Origin of the sequence: Pseudomonas sp. IC_126 (assembly GCF_004331835.1) — a bacterium.
Taxonomy (GTDB): Bacteria; Pseudomonadota; Gammaproteobacteria; order Pseudomonadales; family Pseudomonadaceae; genus Stutzerimonas.
On record NZ_SJSS01000001.1, the window covers coordinates 303,503 to 326,969 of the forward strand.

At 60.1% G+C, this 23,467-nt stretch carries 19 protein-coding genes; 13 read left to right on the plus strand and 6 right to left on the minus strand.

What is annotated here, in order from left to right; all coding sequences use genetic code 11:
• Nucleotides 1–216: 216 nt before the first annotated feature.
• Together E0D86_RS01370 and mfd are read right to left on the minus strand one after the other, a co-directional pair.
• The gene (locus E0D86_RS01370; RefSeq protein ID WP_131648187.1) at nt 217–3,498 is read right to left on the minus strand and encodes a DEAD/DEAH box helicase; all 3,282 of its coding nucleotides are present in this window, start codon (nt 3,496–3,498) and stop codon (nt 217–219) included.
• A 44-nt stretch (nt 3,499–3,542) separates the two neighbouring features.
• Entirely contained in the window at nt 3,543–6,992 is a 3,450-nt protein-coding gene (gene mfd / locus E0D86_RS01375) for a transcription-repair coupling factor (protein WP_131648188.1), read from the minus strand.
• Nucleotides 6,993–7,149: 157 nt separating this feature from the next.
• Between mfd and E0D86_RS01380 the strand changes: the two genes are divergently transcribed.
• The 10 genes from E0D86_RS01380 to sthA all read left to right on the plus strand — a co-directional run bounded on the left by E0D86_RS01380 (nt 7,150) and on the right by sthA (nt 17,593).
• Nucleotides 7,150–8,601, plus strand: coding sequence for a glyceraldehyde-3-phosphate dehydrogenase (locus E0D86_RS01380; RefSeq protein WP_131648189.1), 1,452 nt, complete (start codon nt 7,150–7,152; stop codon nt 8,599–8,601).
• Between the two features lie 310 nt (nt 8,602–8,911).
• Nucleotides 8,912–10,249, plus strand: a complete 1,338-nt coding sequence (locus tag E0D86_RS01385; RefSeq protein WP_131648190.1) for a Na(+)-translocating NADH-quinone reductase subunit A — start codon at nt 8,912–8,914, stop codon at nt 10,247–10,249.
• A gap of 3 nt (nt 10,250–10,252) precedes the next feature.
• Complete coding sequence (locus tag E0D86_RS01390) at nt 10,253–11,464, plus strand: NADH:ubiquinone reductase (Na(+)-transporting) subunit B (RefSeq protein ID WP_131648191.1); 1,212 nt, start codon at nt 10,253–10,255, stop codon at nt 11,462–11,464.
• A complete protein-coding gene (locus E0D86_RS01395) occupies nt 11,457–12,251 on the plus strand; it encodes a Na(+)-translocating NADH-quinone reductase subunit C (RefSeq protein WP_131648192.1) in 795 nt (264 codons plus the stop codon). Before E0D86_RS01390 ends, E0D86_RS01395 begins: the two co-directional genes overlap by 8 nt.
• Entirely contained in the window at nt 12,248–12,922 is a 675-nt protein-coding gene (locus E0D86_RS01400; protein WP_177493019.1) for an NADH:ubiquinone reductase (Na(+)-transporting) subunit D, read from the plus strand. The genes E0D86_RS01395 and E0D86_RS01400 overlap by 4 nt, the downstream gene beginning before the upstream one ends.
• On the plus strand, nt 12,922–13,530 hold the full coding sequence (gene nqrE, locus E0D86_RS01405) for an NADH:ubiquinone reductase (Na(+)-transporting) subunit E (protein WP_131648194.1): 609 nt from the start codon (nt 12,922–12,924) through the stop codon (nt 13,528–13,530). Before E0D86_RS01400 ends, nqrE begins: the two co-directional genes overlap by 1 nt.
• A gap of 15 nt (nt 13,531–13,545) precedes the next feature.
• Nucleotides 13,546–14,769: an NADH:ubiquinone reductase (Na(+)-transporting) subunit F gene (gene nqrF, locus E0D86_RS01410; RefSeq protein ID WP_131648195.1), complete on the plus strand. Its 1,224-nt coding sequence runs from the start codon at nt 13,546–13,548 to the stop codon at nt 14,767–14,769.
• A gap of 1 nt (nt 14,770) precedes the next feature.
• Nucleotides 14,771–15,796 carry an FAD:protein FMN transferase gene (locus E0D86_RS01415; protein ID WP_131648196.1) on the plus strand — a complete coding sequence of 342 codons (1,026 nt, stop codon included), beginning with the start codon at nt 14,771–14,773 and terminating at the stop codon, nt 15,794–15,796.
• Nucleotides 15,793–16,023, plus strand: a complete 231-nt coding sequence (nqrM, locus tag E0D86_RS01420) for a (Na+)-NQR maturation NqrM (RefSeq protein ID WP_131648197.1) — start codon at nt 15,793–15,795, stop codon at nt 16,021–16,023. The genes E0D86_RS01415 and nqrM overlap by 4 nt, the downstream gene beginning before the upstream one ends.
• A gap of 175 nt (nt 16,024–16,198) precedes the next feature.
• A complete protein-coding gene (sthA, locus tag E0D86_RS01425) occupies nt 16,199–17,593 on the plus strand; it encodes a Si-specific NAD(P)(+) transhydrogenase (RefSeq protein WP_131648198.1) in 1,395 nt (464 codons plus the stop codon).
• Nucleotides 17,594–17,754: 161 nt separating this feature from the next.
• Here sthA and E0D86_RS01430 read toward each other — a convergent pair whose 3' ends face one another.
• Genes E0D86_RS01430 through E0D86_RS01440 form a run of 3 tightly spaced genes read right to left on the minus strand, consistent with a single transcriptional unit; the run spans nt 17,755 to nt 19,353 of the window.
• Nucleotides 17,755–18,477, minus strand: coding sequence for a glycerophosphodiester phosphodiesterase family protein (locus E0D86_RS01430; protein ID WP_131648199.1), 723 nt, complete (start codon nt 18,475–18,477; stop codon nt 17,755–17,757).
• Nucleotides 18,474–18,779 carry a phosphodiesterase gene (locus E0D86_RS01435; protein ID WP_131648200.1) on the minus strand — a complete coding sequence of 102 codons (306 nt, stop codon included), beginning with the start codon at nt 18,777–18,779 and terminating at the stop codon, nt 18,474–18,476. Before E0D86_RS01435 ends, E0D86_RS01430 begins: the two co-directional genes overlap by 4 nt.
• 1 nt (nt 18,780) lies before the next feature.
• Nucleotides 18,781–19,353, minus strand: coding sequence for a PilZ domain-containing protein (locus E0D86_RS01440; RefSeq protein WP_131648201.1), 573 nt, complete (start codon nt 19,351–19,353; stop codon nt 18,781–18,783).
• A 99-nt stretch (nt 19,354–19,452) separates the two neighbouring features.
• Between E0D86_RS01440 and E0D86_RS01445 the strand changes: the two genes are divergently transcribed.
• From E0D86_RS01445 to E0D86_RS01455, 3 genes are read left to right on the plus strand one after another with little or no spacing between them, the layout of a single operon-like run.
• Complete coding sequence (locus tag E0D86_RS01445) at nt 19,453–20,700, plus strand: lipoprotein-releasing ABC transporter permease subunit (RefSeq protein WP_131648202.1); 1,248 nt, start codon at nt 19,453–19,455, stop codon at nt 20,698–20,700.
• 7 nt (nt 20,701–20,707) lie between these two features.
• The gene (gene lolD, locus E0D86_RS01450) at nt 20,708–21,406 is read left to right on the plus strand and encodes a lipoprotein-releasing ABC transporter ATP-binding protein LolD (RefSeq protein WP_131648948.1); all 699 of its coding nucleotides are present in this window, start codon (nt 20,708–20,710) and stop codon (nt 21,404–21,406) included.
• A complete protein-coding gene (locus tag E0D86_RS01455) occupies nt 21,406–22,653 on the plus strand; it encodes a lipoprotein-releasing ABC transporter permease subunit (RefSeq protein WP_131648203.1) in 1,248 nt (415 codons plus the stop codon). The genes lolD and E0D86_RS01455 overlap by 1 nt, the downstream gene beginning before the upstream one ends.
• A 201-nt stretch (nt 22,654–22,854) precedes the next feature.
• Here E0D86_RS01455 and E0D86_RS01460 read toward each other — a convergent pair whose 3' ends face one another.
• Complete coding sequence (locus E0D86_RS01460; protein WP_131648204.1) at nt 22,855–23,370, minus strand: DUF2062 domain-containing protein; 516 nt, start codon at nt 23,368–23,370, stop codon at nt 22,855–22,857.
• Between the last annotated feature and the right edge of the window lie 97 nt (nt 23,371–23,467).

Consider the following 23,467-nt stretch of genomic DNA (forward strand, 5'->3'; position numbering starts at 1 on the left):
GTCTGGTTCGATGGCGGTTTACAGTTAGTGGTGGAAAGCTTGGACTAAAAGCAGGTCGTCATCCAGCTTGGGTGTGTAGGGAATATTGATGTGTACTGCCTTCTCGCAATGGCCGATCTCCTGCATCCACGCAGCCGTCTCCGGTGACGGAGACGGAGACGGCTCTGAGGTCGGTGCTCATCGGAAGTCGCAGTCCAACGGCTTGGCTTTCTGCTTTCACCTTTCCAACGGTGCCAGCAGCGCCTCGATATCGCTCTCCTGTAGCGTCCAGTCGGCTTCGCCGCTGCCTTGCAGTACGCCGGCCGCCAGCTCGGCCTTGCGGGCCTGCAGTTGCTGGATCTTTTCCTCCACCGTGCCGCGGGCGATGAGTTTGTAGACGAACACGGGCTTGTCCTGGCCGATGCGGTAGGCGCGGTCGGTGGCCTGGTTTTCGACGGCCGGGTTCCACCAGGGATCGTAATGGATCACGGTATCGGCGGCGGTGAGGTTGAGCCCGGTGCCGCCGGCCTTGAGACTGATCAGGAACACCGGCACCTCGCCGCTCTGGAAGCGCTGCACCGGGGTGCGACGGTCGCGGGTGTCGCCGGTGATCTGCACGTAATCGATGCCGCGCTGCTGCAAGCTTTCCTCGATCAGCGCCAGCATCGATGTGAACTGCGAAAACAGCAGCACGCGGCGGCCTTCTGCGAGCAGTTCCTGGATCATCTCCATCAGACTGTCCAGCTTGCCTGAGCTGCCGCCGCGAATCGCGCGCGCCGTTTCACCCTTGACCAGGCGCAGGTCGCAGCAGACCTGGCGTAGCTTGAGCAGGGCGTCGAGAACGATGATCTGGCTGCGCGCCAGCCCCTTGCGGTCGATCTCGTCGCGTACCTTGCGATCCATGGCCAGCCGCACCGTCTCGTAGAGGTCGCGTTGCGCCGGGGTCAGCTCTACCCAATGCAATATCTCGGTCTTGGGCGGCAGCTCGTGCGCCACCTCTTCCTTGTGCCGGCGCAGCAGGAAGGGGCGGATGCGGCCGATCAGGTGTTGCAGCCGCACGGGGTCGCCGTGTTTCTCGATGGGTGTGCGATAGGTGCGGTTGAATTCCTTGGCGTTGCCCAGCCAGCCGGGCATGAGGAAGTGGAACAGCGACCAAAGCTCGCTGAGGTTGTTTTCCAGTGGGGTGCCGCTCAGGCATAGGCGTTGTCGCGCCTGCAGCTGGCCAGCGGCCTGGGCGGCTTTGCTGCCGGCGTTCTTGATGCTCTGCGCCTCGTCCAAGACCAGCACATGCAGCGGCTGTTCGGCCAGGTGCTCGATATCGCGCGGCAGCAAGGCATAGGTGGTCAATAGCAGGTCGTATTCGGCCAGCTCGTCGAAGTGTTTTTGCCGGGTCGGGCCGTGCAGGGTGAGCACCCGAAGATCGGGAGTAAAGCGCGCCGCCTCGTCCTGCCAGTTTGGAATCAGGCTGGTGGGCATCACCACAAGGGCGGGGCGGTCGAGGCGGCCGGCTTGTTTTTCCATAAGCAGATGGGCCAGGGTCTGCAGGGTTTTGCCCAGACCCATGTCGTCGCCAAGAATGCCGCCTACCTCCAATTCGCGCAGCGTCTGCATCCAGCACAATCCCTGCAGCTGATAGGGCCGCAGCTCGGCGTTCAGTCCTGCGGGCGGCGGGCAAGGGCGCTGACGGTAGTCGCGCAGGCGTTGGGCGAAATCGCGTAGGCGTTCGCCGCCGTGCCACTCCAGCGGGAGCGCGTCGAGCTGGGCCAGACGCGCGGCGTCGGCCTGTTCCAAGCGCAGGCTGTCGCTCATGGCCAAGGGCTGTTGCAGATACAGATCGCCGAGGGTCGCGAGAATCGGTTTGAGCCGACCGAAGGGCAGCAACACTTGAAGTGGATGACCGTCGTCGCGGCGCGCGAGGGTGATGCGCAGCATCTCATCATCGCGACGCTGGGCCAGTTGTTCCGGGGCCAGCAGCGCCGGCGTCTTGCGGATCACATCCAACAGCACCGGCAGCAGGCTGATGCGTTCGCCTTCGACGACGATGCCCAGTTCCAGCTCGAACCAGCTGTGTTCCGGCGATTCATCGACCTCGGCGTACCATTGCTCGACCCGCGCCAGGTCGTAGGCGAAGCCCGGCTGGATGACGATCTCCCAACCTTCGTCGCGCAGCTGCGACAGGTGCTGCTGAACGAACTGCAGCCAGGCGGCCTCGTTGGGCAGCTCGTACATCTCTGCCGAGTCCTTGGGCAATGCCTGACTCTGGCGCAGGGCGGGGCGCAGGCCGAATTGCTGCAGGCGCTGGCGCAGTGCCTGTTCGGCTTTGGGCTGGCGGGCAATGCTGAGGATGCCCTGGTCACCGACCTGGCGTATGCGTTCGTCAGCCTTGCTCTTTCCATGGGCCGCCGTGCGGTCATAGACGAAGCTGAGGCCGGCGCGGTGCTGCTGTTCATTGACCATGCGCCCGCTGCCGGGGTGGTAGTTCATGAACTGATGGCTACCCAGCGCCAGGCGTGGTCGGGGCGACAGGTCGTCGATACGTTTTTCCTGCGGTTTGCTCGGTGCGGGTAGCTTGGGGGCGATATCGTTCAGCGAGAGGCTGAATAATGTGGCCTGCGCGGCAGGCACTTCGGGCAGCTTGAGCAGATGCCGGGCCAGCGCATCGCCGAGGCCGTGAGCGATCACACCCAACTCGTTCTTCGCCTCGTCCAGGTAGTAGAGAGGGTCGATGGCTTCGATCAATTCGACATCCTCCGGAACGAGGCTGGCGTATAGGGTTCCGTTGCGATTGGTGCGCCATTGCAGCTGTGCCTCGCGGCAGAGGCCAGGTTGCAAGGCGGGCCGGTCGAAACTCAAGAAGGCGCGCCCGCTTTCAAGCACGAGCCGCAGCGCCTCGCCGCCATTCGGGCCTTCCAGCTGGAACGTGTTGCTGCCGCCTGCGCACAGGTTCAGCAGGGCGGCGATGCGCAAATCGATCGGCAGCATGAAGCGTGGTTGCCGGAAGCTCGCCTCGCGCATTGCGAAATAGAGCTGAGGAGTGCTGAAGCTGCCATCCTTGAGTTGCCGCACTTTATATACGGTGACGGTGAGATCTGGTTCGAGCAGATAGTGCAGGCAGTGCTGCGCTGGCGCCGTCGGTACCTCGCTGAGGGCCTGAGGCAGGTGTGAAAGCCAGGCTTGCAGCGCGCCGTGCAAACCGTCTTGGGAATCGCTCACTGGAGCGGTGGATCGTGGCTGTTGCTGTTGTCGCTCCAGCTCATACAGCACGGCCGCCGCGTGTTTGCAGGCCCAGCCCACCGGACAGGTGCAGAGGCAGTGCAGCTCGCCGCGCGGGCCGAGGGTCAGGGTTTGCCGGTAGCTATTACTCCCCGAGCCCTGGCAACTCGCCGCGACCCGCTGCGCCGACTGCTCGATGATCCGCACCCGTCCTTCGGCGGCGTATTGCTCACCACGGCTCAAGGCCAGTGGTGAGAAATAGGTCGTCCAGGGTTCGGGAAGGTGATCGAAAAAAGTCTCGGACATGGCTCAGGTGCAAGGAGGGATAGTCGGCACAACGGCGAATGGTCTCACTGACCAGCCGCCGGTGTCAGACGTTCGAGCAGGGCTTCCAGCGTATTGAAACGTTCTTCCGGTCGTTCCATGGGCACCTGGAATTTGAACACCGTCGCGCCTTCGAACTTGTAGCGCTTGGGCTGCGTCTGGATCAGTTTGATCAGCGCCATCGGATCGACCGGTGTATCGGCGGCGAATTCGATGCGTCCGCCCTGGGGCCCAGCGTCGATCTTGGTGATGCCGAGCTTTTCGGCCTGCAGCTTGAGCAGCGTCAGGCGGATCAGGTGCTTGGCCGGGTCCGGCAGCAGGCCGAAGCGATCGATCATCTCCACCTGCAGCTCGTTCAGGCCGTCCTCGTCGGCGGCGTTGGCGATGCGCTTGTAGAGGATCAGGCGCGCATGCACGTCCGGCAGGTAGTCCTCGGGGATCAGCGACGGGATGCGCAGGTTGATCTCCGGACCGCCGCCCAGTGGCTGGTCCAGGTTCGGCTGTTCGCCCTTCTGGATGGCCTTGACCGCGCGTTCGAGCATTTCCATATAGAGGGTGAAACCCACCGCCTGGATCTGCCCGCTCTGGCCGTCGCCGAGCAGCTCGCCGGCGCCGCGGATTTCCAGGTCGTGGGTGGCCAGCACGAAACCGGCACCCAGATCCTGGGAGTTGGCGATGGCTTCCAGGCGCTTTTCCGCGTCTGGCGTCATCTGCTTGCGCGGCGGGGTGAGCAGATAGGCGTAGGCCTGGTGGTGACTGCGGCCGACGCGGCCACGCAGCTGGTGCAGCTGGGCCAGGCCGAACTTGTCGGCGCGCTCGATGATGATGGTGTTGGCACTGGGCACGTCGATGCCGGTCTCGATGATGGTCGAGGCCACCAGCACGTTGAAGCGCTTGTGGTAGAAGTCGCCCATCACCTGTTCCAACTCGCGCTCGCGCATCTGCCCGTGGCCGATACCGATGCGCGCCTCGGGCACCAGTTCGGCGAGGTCGGCGGCGCACTTCTCGATGGTCTTCACGTCGTTGTGCAGGTAGTAGACCTGACCACCGCGCAGCAGCTCGCGCAGCAGGGCTTCCTTGATGGTCGGGTTGTTGGCCTCCATGACGAAGGTGCGCACCGACAACCGGCGCGCCGGCGGCGTGGCGATGATCGACAGGTCGCGCATGCCGGCGACGGCCATGTTCAGCGTGCGCGGGATCGGCGTGGCGGTGAGGGTGAGGATGTCCACCTCGCTGCGCAGCGCCTTCAGCTGTTCCTTCTGGCGCACGCCGAAACGGTGTTCCTCGTCGATGATCACCAGGCCCAGGTTGGTGAACTTGACGTCGTCCTGCAGCAGCTTGTGGGTGCCGATGAGGATGTCCACCTTGCCTTCGGCGAGCTGGTCCACTGCGCCCTGGATTTCCTTGGCGGATTTGAAGCGGCTCATTACCTCGACCTTCACCGGCCAGTCGGCGAAGCGGTCGCGGAAACTGTTGTAGTGCTGCTGGGCGAGCAATGTAGTGGGCACCAGTACGGCGACCTGGCGGCCACTGTGGACGGCAATGAATGCGGCGCGCATGGCCACTTCGGTCTTGCCGAAGCCGACGTCGCCGCAGATCAGCCGGTCCATGGGCTTGGGCGCAAGCATGTCGCTGCGCACGGCTTCGATGGCGGCCTGCTGGTCCGGGGTTTCCTCGAAGGGGAAGCCGGCGCTGAAGGTGTCGTAGTCCAGCTGCGGGTCCTGGAAGGCATAACCTTCGCGGGCGGCGCGGCGGGCGTAGATGTCGAGCAGCTCGGCGGCGACGTCGCGGACCTGCTCGGCGGCCTTGCGCTTGGCCTTCTGCCAGGTTTCCGAACCCAGCCGATGCAGCGGTGCCAGGGCGTCGTCGCTGCCGGTATAACGGGCGATCAGGTGCAGGCTGGCGACGGGCACGTAGAGCTTGGCTTCCTCGGCGTACTGCAGCTGGAGGAACTCGGCCGACTGGCCTTCGATCTCCAGGGTGATCAGGCCCTGGTAGCGGCCCACGCCGTGGTCGATATGCACCACCGGCGCGCCTTCGTGCAGCTCGGTGAGATTCTTGATGACGTTCTCGCCGGCATCGCGAGTCTTCTCGCGACGGCGGCGCTGCATGATGCGCTGGCCGAACAGCGGGCTTTCGGCGATCAGTGCCAGTTGCGGCTGTTGCAGCAGCAGGCCCTCGTCCAGCGGCGCGATGCTGATCGCCAGGCGTTCCTTGCTCTTAAGGAATGCCGGCCAGCCCTCAACTTCCTGCGGGCGCAGTTTCAGCCGGGCCAGCAGTTCCAGCAGCACCTCGCGGCGCCCAGCGGATTCGGCGGTGAACAGTACACGGCCAAGGAATTCATCGAGAAAGCGCCGCAGCGCCCCCAGCGGCTCGCTGGCCTTGGCTTCAATGGCCAGCTCCGGCAGCGGACTGGCCGGGAAGCGTTCGCGGCCGATTCCGGTTTCCACGTCTTCCTGGCTGGCCACCACGCGTGGCCATAGCTTCAAACGGGCGAAGCAATCCTCTACCGGCATGAACAACTCGGCAGGTGGCAGCAGAGGCCGTTCGGGATCGACGCGGCGGTCTTCGTAGCGGTTGCGTACGTCCTTCCAGAAGTTCTCGGCGGCCTGCTCGATGCCAGGCAGAGAAAACACTTGGGTGTCCTCGGGCAGGTAATCGAACAGCGTCGAGGTTTCGTCGAAGAACAGCGGCAGGTAGTACTCGATGCCCGCCGGGGTGATGCCGGTGGACAGGTCCTGGTAGACCGGGCAGCGCCGGAAATCCACGTCGAAGCGTTCACGGAAGCGCGCGCGGAAACCGGTGACCGCTTCCTTTTTCACTGGAAACTCGCGGGCCGGCAGCAGGCGCACCGAATCCACCTTTTCGATGGAGCGTTGGTTTTCCGGGTCGAAGGTCCGCAGCGTTTCGATCTCGTCGTCGAACAGGTCGATGCGATAGGGCAGTGCGCTACCCATGGGGTAGAGGTCGATCAGCGCGCCGCGCACGGCGAATTCGCCATGCTCGTACACCGTATCCACGCAGCGGTAGCCCGCCGCTTCCAGCCGCGAGCGCATCTGTTCGACGTCGAGCTTCTGGCCGACATCCAGCACAAGGCTGGAACCCAGCAGGAAGCGCTTGGGTGCGAGGCGGTGTAGCGCGGTGGTGATCGGAACTACCAGTACGCCGTGGGTCAGTTCAGGCAGCTGATAGAGCGCCGCGATGCGCTGGGAGATGATGTCCTGGTGCGGCGAGAACACATCGTAGGGCAGCGTTTCCCAGTCGGGAAAATGCAAGACCGGCAAGCTCGGCGCGAAGAATGCCAGTTCTTCCTTGAGGCGCTCGGCGCTCTGGCTGTCGGCGGTGAGAAGAAGGGTGAAGCATTCTGCGCGGCTGGCGGATTCGGCGATGGCCAGGCTTAGCGCGGCTCCGGGAAGGTTGCCCCAGGTTTGCTTGCCGCTGGCGGCAGGCATGGGCGGAAGGCGCAATACGGACACGAGTGGACGTGACTCCGGTCGAAAAATGGACCGCCCGGATTGTAACTATCCGAGCGGGACGCTGTCAGTGTTTCCGCTGCACAGATTGCCGGCGCTAGGGTGCGCCGGCATAATGTAGCCCTTTTTCTCAGCCCCTACATGTTGGAAGGAACTGCCCGTGACTCAGAAGCCCGACCAGTGTCTTGGTGAATGGATTGATCGAGAAGCCCTCGCCGAAGCGATGATTCCGCTGATTGGTCAGCTGTATCGTAACAATAACGTGGTGACTTCCATCTATGGCCGCGGGTTGATCAACCGTTCGGTCATCGCATTGCTCAAAGCGCATCGTTTCGCTCGTCACCGCCAGGCTGACGAAGCCGAACTCTGTGTCAACGAAACCCATCAGATCCTCACGACCATGAGCAGCATGGACCTGGGCGCCGCCTCGGTGGACCTGGGCAAACTGGTGGGCAAGTTCAAGGCCGAAGGCAACGGCCGTAGCCTCGACCAGTTCGTGCGTGATGAGCTGGCCGAAGTTGCCGGCAAGCGCAACACCTCGGGTCTGCATAAAGGCACCGACGTCGTCCTGTATGGCTTTGGCCGTATCGGCCGCCTACTGGCGCGCATCCTGATCGAAAAGACCGGCGCTGGCGACGGCCTGCGCCTGCGCGCCATCGTCGTGCGCAAGGGTGCCGAGAACGACCTGGTCAAGCGCGCCAGCCTGCTGCGCCGCGATTCGGTGCATGGTCCGTTCGATGGCACCATTCATATTGATGCCGAGAACAACACCATCACCGCTAACGGCAACCTGATCCAGGTGATCTATGCCAAGGACCCGAAAGAGGTCGATTACACGCAGTACGGTATCGAAAATGCCTTGCTGGTGGACAACACGGGTGTCTGGCGTGACGCTGCGGGCCTGGGCCAGCACCTCCAGTGCCCAGGCGTTGCCCGCGTAGTGCTGACTGCACCGGGCAAGGGCGAGCTGAAGAACATCGTGCATGGCATCAACCATGGCGAGATCACCGATGACGACAAGATCGTCTCCGCCGCGTCCTGCACCACCAACGCCATCGTGCCGGTGCTCAAGGCGGTCAACGACCAGTACGGTATCGTCAACGGTCACGTCGAGACCGTGCACTCTTACACCAACGACCAGAATCTGATCGACAATTTCCATAAAGGCAGTCGTCGTGGTCGTAGTGCCGCGCTGAACATGGTCATCACGGAGACCGGCGCTGCAACTGCGGCGGCCAAGGCGCTTCCGGTGCTGAAGGGCAAGCTGACTGGCAATGCTATCCGCGTTCCGACGCCGAACGTCTCTATGGCGATCCTGAATCTGAATCTGGAAAAGGCCACCAACCGCGACGAGATCAACGAATACTTGCGCCAGATGGCCATGCATTCGGATTTGCAGAAGCAGATCGACTTCGTCAATTCACAAGAAGTGGTTTCCACGGATTTCGTCGGCTCGCGCCATGCCGGCGTTGTAGATGCCGAGGCAACCATCTGTAGCGACAACCGCGTCGTGCTGTATGTCTGGTATGACAATGAATTCGGCTACAGCTGCCAGGTAGTGCGCGTCATGGAAGATATGGCAGGAGTCAATCCGCCAGCCTTCCCGCGCTGAGTCTGCGCAGATAATGAACGGGAGCTTCGGCTCCCGTTTTTCATTTTGACCGTAAACAGATTTCCGCCGTATCAAGCCATGTAGCGGCTCGCGTCAATAGTTGGTTACAAGACGCGCTTGTCCGCAGTCAAAAAATTGAAAGCTCTTGGGTGGCCAGTCTTGGTCCGCGACCTCTATAATCGGGCGGATTTCTACTTGGGACCTGCGGCATGGCGTCGCGCTGATAAATCATCAGTGCGTGTCGTGCAATTCGACTTTGAGCTAGGTCGCAGGCTCGTAAAAAAGCCTTCAATCAGTGGTTAGCGAACCGATGATCAATATAAAACGTGGGCTCGATTTGCCCATTGCAGGTGCGCCGGCGCAGCGTATCGAGGCTGCAAGGCCCGTTCGAAGCGTCGCGGTTTTGGGATTTGACTACCCGGGCATGAAACCGACCATGGACGTTCAGGTGGGTGATCGGGTCAAGTTGGGGCAGGTTCTGTTCTCGGACAAAAAGACGCCTGGAGTCGTTTTCACGGCGCCTGGCGCCGGCGTTGTCAGTGCAGTTCATCGTGGTGAGAAGCGTGTCCTTCAGTCGGTGGTCATCGACTTGGAGGGAACGGACGAAGTGACGTTCAGCCAGTACGGTGCAGCCGAACTCGAAGGGCTCAGCGATGCGCAGGTTCGTGAGAATCTCCAGCAGTCGGGCCTCTGGGCTGCCCTGCGCACGCGTCCGTACAGTAAAGTGCCGGCGATCGATGCCGTGCCCAATTCCATTTTCGTCACGGCAATCGACACCCATCCGTTGGCAGCCGATCCAGCGATCATAATTGCTGAACGTGCGGCTGATTTCGAAGCTGGCCTCAAGGTTCTCGGCAATCTGGGCAAGCTGTTTCTTTGCAAGACGGATGGCGCCTCGCTGCCAGGCGAGCAGCTCGCCAAGGTCCAGACCGAGAGTTTTGCCGGTCCGCATCCTGCGGGTCTCGCTGGTACGCATATCCACTTTCTTGATCCCGTCAGCGCCAGTAAAAGCGTCTGGACCATCGGCTATCAAGATGTCATCGCCATAGGTGCGCTATTTACGAGCGGTCGCCTGTCGGTCGAGCGAGTGGTATCGCTTGCCGGTCCTGTAGTTGAACAACCGCGCCTGGTGCGCACGCGTCTGGGCGCCAACCTCGATGAACTGACTGCAGGCGAACTGCAGCTGGGAGCCAATCGCGTCGTTTCCGGTTCGTTGCTTGGCGGTCGTACCGCCCATGGCGCCTTCGCCTATCTCGGTCGCTACCATCAGCAGGTTTCCTGCCTGCGCGAGGGCAAGGAGCGCGAGATGCTGCATTACATGCGTCTGGGACGAACCAAGCACTCGGTGCTCAATATCTTCATTTCCAAGCTCAACGCCGGAAAAAAATTCGCGTTCTCTACTTCCACCAACGGCAGCCCGCGCGCGATGGTGCCGGTTGGCAACTACGAGGAAGTGATGCCGCTCGATATCCTGCCGACTCAATTGTTGCGCTCGCTGATCGTAGGCGACACCGAAGTGGCGCAGAAGCTTGGCTGCCTGGAACTCGACGAAGAGGATCTGGCGCTGTGCAGCTATGTCTGCGCCGGCAAATACGAATACGGCCCGATCCTGCGGGACAATCTGACCCGCATCGAGAAGGAGGGGTAAGGCATGGGCATTCGCGCATTCCTCGACAAGATCGAGCATCATTTTGAAAAGGGCGGCAAGTACGAGAAGTGGTACGCACTGTACGAAGCCGCCGATACCTTCCTCTATCGTCCGGGCAGCGTCACCAAGACCACTGCGCACGTGCGCGACGGCATCGACCTCAAGCGGATGATGATCACCGTCTGGATGTGCACCTTCCCGGCGATGTTCTTCGGCATGTGGAACGTGGGTTATCAGGCCAACCTGATCTTCGCGCAGAGCCCCGATCTGCTGGCTGCGCAGGAAGGCTGGCGCTTCGCGCTGATCGGCGCTCTGGCCGGCTTCGATCCGACCAGCTTGTGGGATAACTTCATCCAAGGGGCGGCCTACTTCCTGCCGATCTACGCGGTGACCTTCATCGTCGGCGGTTTCTGGGAAGTGCTGTTCGCATCCATTCGCAAACATGAGGTCAACGAAGGCTTCTTCGTCACTTCGGTGCTGTTCGCATTGATTCTGCCGCCGAGCATCCCGCTGTGGCAGGTGGCGCTGGGCATCAGCTTCGGCGTAGTGATCGGCAAGGAAATCTTCGGCGGCACCGGCAAGAACTTCCTTAACCCGGCTTTGACCGCTCGTGCTTTCCTATTCTTCGCCTATCCGGCGCAGATGTCCGGTGACGCGGTGTGGACATCCGTGGATGGTTTCTCTGGTGCGACCGCACTCAGCCTCGGCTTCGTCGGCGGTATCGAGAATATCATCGGCAACGGCATCACTTGGATGGATGCATTCATCGGCACCGTGCATGGCTCGGTCGGAGAAACCAGCACGTTGGCGATCTTCATCGGCGGCGCGGTGCTGCTGCTGACCAAGATTGCCTCTTGGCGCATCGTTTCCGGCGTGATGATTGGCATGATTGTGCTGAGCTACCTGTTCAACCTGATCGGTTCCGACACCAATCCGCTGTTCGGCATGCCTTGGTACTGGCATATGGTGGTGGGCGGTTTCGCCTTCGGTCTGATTTTCATGGCGACCGATCCGGTTTCGGCCTCCATGACCAATACCGGAAAGTGGGTATTCGGCATCCTCATTGGTGTGATGGTCGTGCTGATCCGCGTGGTCAACCCTGCCTTCCCGGAAGGCATGATGCTGGCGATTCTGTTCGCCAACCTGTGTGCACCGCTGATTGACCATTTTGTCATTCAGGCCAATATCAAGCGGAGGCTGGCACGTAATGTCTAGTCAGAAAGAATCAACCGTTCGTACGCTGACGGTAGCCCTGTTGGTCTGCCTGGTGTGCTCCATTTTCGTTGCGGGCGCCGCTGTGGCACTGCGCCCGACGCAGCTGGAAAATCGCTTGCTGGACAAACAGCGCAGCATTCTGGCCATCGCCGGCCTGGGTGAGGCTGGAATGTCCGGCAACCAGATCAAGCAGCTGTTCAACGAGCGTATCGTTGCCCGCCTGGTCGATCTGGAAACTGGCAAGTTCAGCGATGAATTCGATGCCACGACTTTCGATCCGCTGGTTGCTGCCAAGGATCCAGCTTTGTCCGAAGCGCTACCGAGCGACGAGGACATCGCCTCGATCAAGCGCCGCGAGCGTTACAGCACCGTTTATATCGTTGAAGGGGAGAGTGCGGGCGAGATCGATACGCTGATTCTGCCTGTTCGTGGCTACGGCCTGTGGTCAACTCTCTACGGCTTTATGGCCGTCGAAGGCGATCTAGACACCATTGCCGGCTTTGGTTTCTACCAGCATGGCGAAACTCCCGGCCTGGGTGGTGAGGTCGATAATCCGATATGGCGCGGTCAGTGGCCCGGCAAGGAGCTGTTCGATGACAACGGCAACCTTGCTGTGCAAATCGTCAAGGGCAGCGTGGATCCGCAGAGCCCGAAGGCGAATCACCAAGTCGATGGCCTGGCAGGTGCAACGCTGACCAGCAACGGTGTAAACAACCTGCTGCACTTCTGGCTAGGCGAGAATGGCTTCGGCACCTTTATCGCTAATCTGCGCGCAGGGGAGGCATGAGTATGTCGCAACCTACAATCAAGCAAGTCCTGTTCGATCCGATTTTCAACAACAACCCCATCGGCCTGCAGATTCTCGGAATCTGCTCGGCGCTGGCGGTTACTTCCAACCTCAATACTGCGTTAGTGATGTCTGTCGCGCTGACGCTTGTGGTTGCGTTCTCCAACCTGTTCATCTCGATGATCCGAAGCCAGATCCCGAGCTCGATCCGCATGATCGTGCAAATGGTGATTATTGCCTCGCTGGTGATCCTGGTTGATCAGGTGCTCAAGGCTTATGCATTCTCGCTATCAAAGCAGTTGTCGGTCTTTGTCGGTCTGATCATCACCAACTGCATCGTGATGGGACGTGCCGAGGCGTTCGCCATGCAGAACCCGCCGATGTTGTCGTTCTTCGACGGATTGGGTAACGGTCTGGGCTACAGCGCGATGCTGATCGCGCTTGGCATCATTCGCGAGCTGTTCGGTGCGGGCAAGTTGATGGGCTATACCATCTTCCCTGTGGTCAACGACGGTGGCTGGTATCTACCAAACGGTATGATGCTGCTTCCTCCTTCGGCGTTCTTCCTGATCGGTCTATTCATTTGGGGCATCCGTGCCTGGAAGAGGGAGCAGGTCGAGAAGCCGTCCTTCAAGATGGCGCCGCAAGTCTCTAACAAGGAGGCTTACTAATGGAGCATTACATCAGCCTGTTCGTCCGTGCCGTGTTCATCGAGAACATGGCCCTGGCGTTCTTCCTCGGCATGTGTACCTTCATCGCGATCTCGAAGAAGGTGGAAACGGCGATTGGCTTGGGTATTGCGGTTATCGTGGTCCAAGCCATCACCGTGCCGGCCAACAACCTGATCTACACCTATCTGCTCAAGGCGGGTGCGCTGTCGTGGGCCGGTTTGCCTGAAGTGGACCTGAGCTTCCTCGGCCTGCTCAGCTACATCGGCGTGATCGCGGCCATCGTTCAGATTCTCGAGATGACCCTCGATAAGTACGTGCCCAGCCTCTATAACGCGCTGGGTGTGTTCCTGCCACTGATCACCGTGAACTGCGCCATCATGGGCGGCACCTTGTTCATGGTCGAGCGTGATTACAACCTGGCGGAAAGTACTGTCTATGGCGTTGGTTCGGGCTTGTCCTGGGCGTTGGCCATCGCTTTGCTGGCGGGCATCCGCGAGAAGCTGAAGTACAGTGATGTACCGGATGGTCTGCAGGGTCTGGGCATCACCTTCATCACCATCGGCCTGATGTCGCTGGGCTTCATGTCATTCTCTGGCGTACAGCTCTAAGGACGGGATGAACAGATGAGTTACGAAATTTTCCTCGCCATCGGTATGTTCACCGCCATCGTGCTTGCGCTGGTGGTGATCATCCTGGCGGCGCGCGCCAAGCTGGTTTCCAGCGGCGATATCAACATCGAGATCAACGGCGAACGCACCATTACCGTGCCCGCCGGCGGCAAGCTGTTGCAGACCCTTGCGTCGAACAATATCTTCCTCTCGTCCGCCTGTGGTGGTGGCGGCACCTGCGCGCAGTGCAAGTGCATCGTCGAGAGCGGTGGTGGCGAGATGCTGCCCACCGAAGAGTCGCACTTTACCCGTCGCGAGGCAGGGGAGGGCTGGCGTCTGTCCTGCCAGACTCCGGTCAAGGCAGACATGAAGATCGAGGTGCCGGAAGAAGTCTTCGGCGTGAAGAAGTGGGAATGCACGGTGGAGTCCAACCCCAACGTAGCCACGTTCATCAAGGAGTTGACCCTTAAGCTGCCCGAAGGCGAGAACGTTGACTTTCGTGCCGGCGGTTACGTGCAGCTGGAGTGCCCACCGCACACGGTGGCCTACAAGGATTTCGATATTCAAGAGGAGTATCGCGGCGACTGGGACAAGTTCAACCAGTGGAAATACGTTTCCAAGGTTGAGGAAACGGTGATTCGCGCTTATTCCATGGCCAACTATCCCGAAGAAGTCGGCCTTGTGAAATTCAATATCCGCATCGCTTCGCCGCCTCCGGGTAAGGATCACTTGCCACCGGGGCAGATGTCGTCGTGGGTATTCAATCTCAAGCCGGGTGACAAGGTCACCGTTTACGGGCCCTTCGGTGAGTTTTTCGCCAAGGATACCGATGCCGAAATGGTCTTCATCGGCGGCGGCGCCGGTATGGCACCGATGCGTTCGCACATCTTCGATCAGCTCAAGCGTTTGAAGTCCAAGCGCAAGATGACCTTCTGGTATGGCGCACGCTCCATGCGCGAAGCGTTCTACGTCGAGGAGTACGATCAGCTGCAGGCCGAGAATGAAAACTTCGAGTGGCACTTGGCTCTATCCGATCCTCAGCCTGAAGATAACTGGGAAGGCCCGACCGGCTTCATTCACAACGTGCTGTTTGAGAACTATCTGAAGGATCATCCGGCGCCGGAAGATTGCGAGTTCTACATGTGCGGCCCACCGATGATGAATGCCTCGGTCATTAAGATGCTTACCGACATGGGCGTGGAACCGGAGAATATCCTGCTCGACGACTTCGGCGGCTAGCATGACCCACGCGTTATTGCAGCCCGTCATCGTTGCCGCCTTGGCGGCAGCCCTGACGGGCTGTCTTTTTCAGGACAAAGTGGAAAGCTTCGGCGGCCCGACCATGGGCAGCACCTATTCGGTGAAGTACGTGGCGGGCGACCAGGCCGCCAACAAGGCACAGCTACAGCGTGACACCGAGTCGATACTGGCGGAGATCGACAAGCAACTGTCGACCTATCGCTCTGATTCGGATATCGAAGTTTTCAATGCCTTGCCTGCCGGTGAATGCATGGCCATGCCGAGCGGCGTGCGCGAGTTGGTCATGGCAGGACAGCGGCTTTCGGAGGAAAGCGACGGTGCTCTAGATCTCACCATCGAGCCGCTGCTCAACCTCTGGGGCTTTGGTCCTCAGGGACGAGGCGAGCGGGTTCCGTCGGCGGAAGAGATCGCCAGGGTTCGACAGGATGTCGGCCAGCAGCATCTGCGGGTCGAAGGCGAGCAACTTTGCAAGATCAGGGCCGTGCAGGTCGATTTCAACAGCATCGCCGCAGGCTACGCGGTGGATCAGGTGGCGGGAACGCTCGAGGCATCTGGCGTTAGCAGCTATCTGGTAGAAATCACTGGTGAGCTCAAGGCTCGAGGCCGTAAGCCGGACGGTGCGCCTTGGCGCATCGCTATCGAAGCGCCGCATGATGATGAGCGCGTCGCTCAACGGATCATCGAGCTGGATGGCTATGCCGTTTCCACCTCCGGCGACTATCGCAACTATTTCGAGCGTGACGGCAAACGTTATTCCCACACGCTCGATCCGCAGACCGGTTTCCCTATCGATCATCACCTGGCAGCTGTAACGGTTGTCGATCCCTCGACATTGCGGGCCGATGGCTTGTCTACTGTGCTCATGGTGTTGGGTCCCGACCGGGGGTTAGCGTATGCGGCAGAGCGTAAAATCGCAGCGCTCTTCGTCATTCGCGAAGGGCGGAAATTCGTAAGCAGAAGTACCGAGGCGTTCGATGAACTGTTCGGTGCGGGAGTAGAGCAATGACTTGGTTAATTGTTTTTCTCGTCATGTTGTTGGTCGTGTTCGGCATGTCCATCGGTGTGATCATGGGGCGCAAGCCCATTGCTGGTTCCTGTGGCGGTATCGCCAACCTTGGCATCGAGAAGGAGTGCTCGATCTGCGGCGGAAGCCGCGAGAAATGCGAGGAGGTCAACAAGGAGACGAGCCAGGGTGCAGAAGCGGATCTCGCATACGACGCGACCAGACGCTGACAGTGGGCGTTGATCGGACTGCCGGCTTCAGCCATCGGACTCCAAGGTGCTGGGTTTCGCGTCGATGCCGCACGGATTCTCGGCGCATGACTCAAGGCACCGATGCGCAAGCGATCTTGCTGGTCGACCAATTCGTTAAAGCAGCAGGGTTCCTGCTGCGTGTTCAGGGGGGAATATGGCTGTCTACAATTACGATGTAGTGGTATTGGGCTCGGGGCCAGCCGGCGAAGGCGCGGCGATGAACGCGGTCAAAGCGGGGCGCAAGGTAGCCGTAATCGATAGCAGACCGCACGTCGGTGGCAACTCTACCCATCTGGGTACCATCCCTTCCAAAGCGCTGCGCCATTCGGTGCGGCAGATCATGCAATACAACACCAATCCGTTGTTTCGCCAGATTGGCGAGCCGCGCTGGTTTTCGTTCCCCGATGTACTGAAGAGTGCTGAGAGCGTAATCGCCAAGCAGGTGACTTCGCGCACCGGCTATTACGCACGTAACCGCATCGACATCTTCTTCGGCACCGCGAGTTTCGCTGATGAGCAAACGGTGGAAGTCGTCAGTGCCAACGGCATGGTGGAAAAGCTGGTGGCCGGCCAGTTCATCATCGCCACCGGTTCGCGCCCTTATCGTCCCTCCGACGTCGACTTCTCGCACCCGCGCGTCTACGACAGCGACACCATTCTGACCCTGAGCCATACACCGCGCCGGCTGATTATTTATGGCGCCGGCGTGATCGGATCCGAGTATGCGTCGATTTTCAGTGGACTGGGTGTGCTGGTCGACCTGATCGACAATCGCGATCAGTTGCTGAGCTTCCTCGACGATGAAATCTCCGATGCGCTCAGCTATCACCTGCGCAACAACAACGTGCTGATCCGCCATAACGAGGAGTACGAGCGCGTTGAGGGTGTTGACAATGGTGTCATCCTGCACCTCAAGTCAGGTAAGAAGATCAAGGCAGATGCCTTCCTTTGGTGCAATGGGCGGACCGGTAACACCGACAAGCTTGCGTTGGAAAACATTGGTCTGAAGGTCAACAGCCGCGGGCAGATAAAAGTAGACGAGCATTACCGTACCGACGTGGGCAACATCTACGCGGCTGGAGACGTGATCGGCTGGCCCTCGCTGGCCAGTGCTGCGTATGACCAGGGGCGTTCGGCCGCTGGCAGCATCGTCGAGAACGACAGCTGGCGCTTCGTTGATGACGTGCCGACCGGCATCTACACCATTCCGGAGATCAGTTCGATCGGTAAGAACGAGCGTGAACTCACCGAGGCGAAGGTCCCCTACGAAGTGGGCAAAGCGTTCTTCAAAGGAATGGCGCGGGCGCAGATCTCAGCCGAACCGGTCGGTATGCTGAAAATACTCTTCCATCGCGAGACGCTGGCGGTGCTTGGCGTGCATTGCTTTGGCTATCAGGCTTCGGAAATCGTCCACATCGGCCAGGCGATCATGAATCAGCCGGGTGAGGCGAATACGATCAAGTACTTCATCAACACCACGTTCAATTACCCGACCATGGCCGAAGCCTATCGCGTCGCTGCATTTGACGGACTAAACCGGCTTTTTTGAGCGGCTCCGACCGGTGGCCTGAGCCGGTCGGAGAGGTTACCCGAAATTGGCGCTGGCCAAATCGGGAGAGTTTTTGATCAGGTAGAAGCAGCTGGAAGGTGGACGGTGGAAGTAAAAGCAGGAAGAGCGCTTGACGGTTTTTCTGCGCCAAGCACACCAGCTTATCGCTTGGCCAGTGTTTCAACCGCCAAACCGGGAAAGTCGGTAATCAGGCTGTCCACACCAAAATCGGCGAGCCGGCGCATCAGCGCCGGTTCGTTCACCGTCCAGACCGATACGTGCACGCCTTGCTGGCGAGCTTTCGCGATCCGCTCGGGTGTGCATAGCGTCCATTTCAGTGCCAGCAGATCGCAGTCGTATTGCTTGGCCACTTTCAGCGGGTCGAGCCAGGCGTATTCGGCCACCAGACCGCAAGAGATTTCCGGCGTCAGTCGCTTCAGCGCCCGCAACACTTCCCGCGATCCGGACGTGACCGTGATTCGATCAAGCAGGCCGTGACGTTCGGCCAGCTCGCGGATCGCCAGCACCGAGCGTGCGGCACGGACTCTGGAGGCGCTTTTGACTTCCAGCTGCCAGTGGTCGAACGCGCATTTCTCGAACAGCTCCGACAGGCGCGGAATAGGGCAGGGGTGTTTCCAGCCAGGCCCACCCTGGCGTGCATCGTAATGAGTCAGTTCTTCGGCGTCGTGCTCCACGACCTTGCCGCGCTGCCCGGTGGTGCGCTTGAGCGTCGGGTCATGGATGACCATCAGTTCGCCGTCTTTGGACAGATGCAGATCCAGTTCGCAGCGACGCACGCCATGGTCGAGGCACTGCTGGAAACTGACCAAGGTATTTTCCGGGGCTTCGCCCTTAGCGCCTCGATGTCCGTAGATCAGAGTCACGGTTGTATGCCTCGCTGTAGCGGCGTGATGCGTTGATGATGCTGGACGCTGTTGATGACCCGATTGCCCTCGAAGTAGACGGAAAATTCACGGTAATCCCAGCGCGTGATGGGCGGCTGGCCCACGGCAGGGTGTTCCTCGTCGGCGAGACCGAAGCGGTCCAGTACCAGATTCTTGGAGTCGCCCCGAATGGGCATGGCTAGCTCGGCAGAGCCCTGATGGCCAACGGGAATACGGATGATGTCGGCATGTGCCGGGATGCAGAGTGCGATTGTCAGGAAAGGGATCACTAACCGAGGCATTTCAAGTTCCTTGCAGGCTCTCACGGGCCAGGCGTCGTTCAGTCGCCTGTTTCTGAAGGATATGTCGAGCGAGCAGTTGCCGTTGTGCATCAGTCAGCGCTTCGAAGGACGTACCGATTGCAAACCGATTCTCGTCGAGTGCCTGGCAGCTGGCGATGCGTGCGGTGAGCAACATACCCAGGCCCTGCGGCATCAGCACCAGCTTGAGCATCCAGGCCGAACCCTCTTCGAGAGGCTGATCGTTTACGAAGCTGATGCCGCCTTCCGACAGCACGACCGTGCGCGCTGGGGCGAGATTTTTCACCAAGTCTTGCGCCAGTGCCTGGCCGATCAGGTCGATGCGTTTGTTTTGTACCTTCAGATAGTTGGCCAGTGTGCGGTTGCCCTCGGCTATCTGACGTAGGAGATGTTGCGCTTCGAAGTCGAGTTGGTGCAGCTCGCCAAGCAGGTCGAACAGCTGGTTTGCGCCGCTGTCCTTGACTGTTGCTGGGTGTTCCAGCGACAGGATTTCCAGTGCGATCACGTCCTCGATACGGTAGTATTCGCGGCGATCTTCAGTATCTTCTATGGGCATGTCGTTCCCTGGGCTGCAGTGATGGTTTGAGTGTATCAGGCCGCCTGGCAACGTCATTCAGCTTGTTATTTCCGCCAGCGAAAGCGAACCCATCGATTTATGTTCAGACCGCTGTCCGTATATATCGGGGCGCGTTACACACGCGCCAGACGTCGCAGCCTCTTCGTCTCCTTCATATCCTTCACCTCCATGATCGGGCTCGCGCTGGGTGTGCTGGTCATGATCGTCGTGCTGTCGGTGATGAATGGTTTCGACCATGAGATGCGCACCCGTGTGCTGGGCATGGTTCCGCACGCCACGGTCGAAAGCGCGACGCCGATCGACGACTGGCAAACGCTGGGTCAGCGACTCGAGCAGCATCCGCAAGTCGAGGCGGTAGCGCCGTTCATCCAGATGCAGGGTCTGCTGACCAATCGTGGCCAGGTCACCAAGATTCTCATCAATGCGGTGGACCCGGCACTCGAGCCGGATGTATCCATCATCGGTCAGTTCTTCCGTCAAGGGTCGCTGGATAGTTTGCAGCCAGGCGAGTTCGGCATCGTCATCGGCGACAGGGCTGCGGCCAAGCTCGGCGTCGGCGTCGGCGACAAGGTCACCTTCGTCGCGCCGGAAGTGTCGGTCACTCCGGCTGGCGTTTTCCCGCGCATGAAGCGTTTTACCGTGCGCGGCATCTTTCATGTCGGGGCGGGTGAGATCGATGGCTACGTGGCGATGGCCAATATTTCCGATCTCGCACGGCTGCATCGATGGAAGCCGGATCAGGTTCAAGGGCTGCGCCTGCGTTTCGCCGATCTGTTCCAGGCTCCGCGTATCGCCTGGGAGCTGGCCGGCCAATTGGGCGACGACTTCTATTCCCGCGATTGGACCCGCACGCACGGCAATCTCTATCAGGCGATACGCATGGAAAAGGCCATGATCGGCCTCTTGTTGTTGCTCATCGTCGCGGTAGCCGCCTTCAATATCATTTCCACGCTGGTCATGGTCGTGACGGACAAGCGTGGCGACATCGCCATCCTGCGTACGCTCGGCGCGACGCCCCGTCAGATCATGGCGATCTTCATGGTTCAAGGCACGGTAATCGGCGTTGTCGGTACCTTGGTAGGTGCCTTGCTCGGCATCTTCGCCGCGCTCAATGTCAGCAGTTGGATCGCAGCGCTGGAGCGCTTGATCGGGCACAAGTTTCTCAGTGCCGAGGTGTATTTCATCGATTACCTGCCGTCTCGGCTGATGGCTGCCGACGTGGTGCAGGTCTGTATCGCGGCGCTCGTCCTGAGCTTTTTCGCCACCCTGTACCCGGCTTGGCGAGCGGCCCGTACCCAACCGGCCGAGGCGTTACGTTATGAGTGAGCTGGTTATGAACGAAAGGTCTTCGAACGACCGCGCGGTACTGAGTTGCCGCAACCTGGGCAAGCGCTACGAGGAAGGCCCGGAGTCGGTCAGCGTGCTGTCCGGATTGCAGCTGGAGCTTTTTCCGGGAGAACGGGTCGCTATCGTCGGCAGTTCCGGGTCGGGCAAGAGTACATTACTGAACCTGCTCGGAGGCCTCGACACGCCTAGCGAAGGCAGCGTCTGGCTGGCCGGCGAAGAACTCTCGGCATTGAGCGAAAAGGATCGCGGGTTGCTGCGTAACCGCGCGCTGGGCTTCGTTTATCAGTTCCACCATCTGTTACCGGAGTTCACTGCGCTGGAGAATGTATGCATGCCGCTGCTGATCGGCAGGGTGCCGATACCCGAAGCGCGCACGCGGGCCACCGAACTGTTGCAACGGGTCGGGCTTGGCCACCGGTTGGCTCACAAGCCTTCGGAGCTGTCGGGAGGCGAACGCCAGCGTGTGGCGATCGCTCGTGCCTTGGCCAATCGCCCGGCATTGGTGCTACTCGACGAGCCCACTGGCAACCTGGATCACCATACTGCGCAGGGTATTCAGGACCTGATGCTGGAGCTGAGCAGCTCGTTGCGCACAGCCTTTCTTGTCGTGACCCACGACCCGCAACTGGCGGGGCAGATGGATCACATACTGCGTCTGGAAGACGGTCGGCTGGTGGCTGATTGATGTTCAGGCCGCTCAGCATCTTCATTGGCAGTCGTTACACGCGGGCCAAGCGTCGTAACCACTTCATCTCGTTCATCTCCCTGACGTCCATGATCGGCCTCTCGCTGGGTGTGCTGGCGATGATCATGGTGCTTTCGGTCATGAACGGTTTTCAGCGCGAGATGAGCAATCGCATTCTCGGAATGGTCCCGCATGCCGTTATCGCAGGCGACGGACAGCCAGTGGATGATTGGCAAGCGTTGGCTGACCAGGTAATGGCGCATCCTGAAGTGCTCGGCGCCGCGCCGATTACACAGCTCGAAGGCATGCTTTCCTTCAAAGGGGCCATGCAGCCTATCGAGATCAAGGGTATCGATCCGCAGACGGAAGGGGAGGTATCGATCCTCGGCTCGAAAATGATGGCTGGCAGGCTCGACGACCTCAAGCCGGGCGAGTCCGGGGTCATTCTCGGTTTGATGACCGCGCGTCGATTCGGCCTGAAACTGGGCGACAAGCTCACGCTGATCGTGCCGGAGCTCAGCGATACGCCCGGAGGTGTCACGCCGCGCATGCAGCGCCTGAATGTGGTAGGAGTGTTCAAGGTCGGTGCCGAGCTGGACGGCAGTCTGGCCATGATTCATCGGGCCGATGCGGCGCGGATGCTCCGTTGGCAGCCTGATCAAGTCGAAGGCGTGAGGGTCAGGCTGGCGGATCTGTACCGTGCGCCTGAAACGACGGCTGAGATCATTGCCAGGCTCGATGGGGACTATCGCGGCGAGGATTGGTCGCTGACCCAGGGCAGTCTGTTCAGTGCGATGAAGATGGAAAAAACCATGATCGGCCTGCTGCTTCTGCTGATCGTGGCGGTTGCCGCGTTCAATATCATCGCGACCTTGATCATGGTAGTCGCCGATAAGCGTGCCGACATCGCGATTCTGCGTACCCTGGGCGCAACGCCCCGTCAGATCATGGCGATCTTCATGGTGCAGGGCAGCATCATCGGCCTGACCGGTACACTAATAGGTACTGTTCTAGGAATCCTTGGCGCGTTGAACGTCAGCGCTCTAGTGGCCTGGCTGGAAAAGGTATCGGGACAGCATATCTTTAGCTCCGATGTGTATTTCATCAGCACGTTGCCGTCCGAATTGCGGTTCGAAGACGTCGTCTTGGTGACGCTTGCGGCACTTGTGCTGAGTTTTCTTGCAACGCTCTATCCCGCCTGGCGCGCTGCACAGACACAGCCCGCCGAAGCACTGCGCTACGAGTAGTGCTGCACGTTGGCAATGCCGTATCGAACCGGCCCTGTTGCGGGCCGATCAATCACTACGGCGGTAAAAGACATTGATCCGTTGAGCGTTGCGCTCAACCGTCGAGCCCGTCTGTGGCTGTAATCAATTCAATGTCGGTGCGCCTTGGCTCGCCATGCTCGTGTATTCAACGGCCTGCCAGCCGTAGGAAATGGGTAAAGGTCAGCGGCGATTCTGCTGGCGTTTGCGCCAGCTGCGGCCAACCCACCAGCGCCAATATGCCTGGGTGGCAACGTAGCCCAATACCGATAGCACTATAGCGACGACGAAGGAGCCTAGATAAAGCGGTTGCCAATGGCTATTGAGCATCTGGCGCACCCAGGCGAGGCTCAATTCCACCGGCATTGGCGAGGCCGGAGTATCCATAAGCCAGGCACCAATCTTGTAGTTGCAATAGAAAATCGGCGGCATGGTCAGAGGATTGGTCAGCCATACCAGGCCTATGGCAATTGGCAGGTTGGCTCTGGCGGGCACTGCGCAAACTGCGGCGACGAGCATCTGCATGGGCATGGGGATCATGGCCCAGAACAGGCCGATAGCCATCGCCCTGGAAACGGAATGCCGGTTGAGGTGCAGCAGGTTGGGATCGTGAATCAGCGCGCCAAGAAAGCGCAGGGACTTGTCCTCTTTTATGCGATCCGGGTGCGGCATGTAGCGTTTGAAAAAGCGACGCGGCATGGCGTTTCTCTGGCAGGCGTAAGCACGGCGATTATGCCTGAAACGAGACCCGGCACTGCTAGAGTTTGTGACATTAGGTATACACTGCACCGGCCGA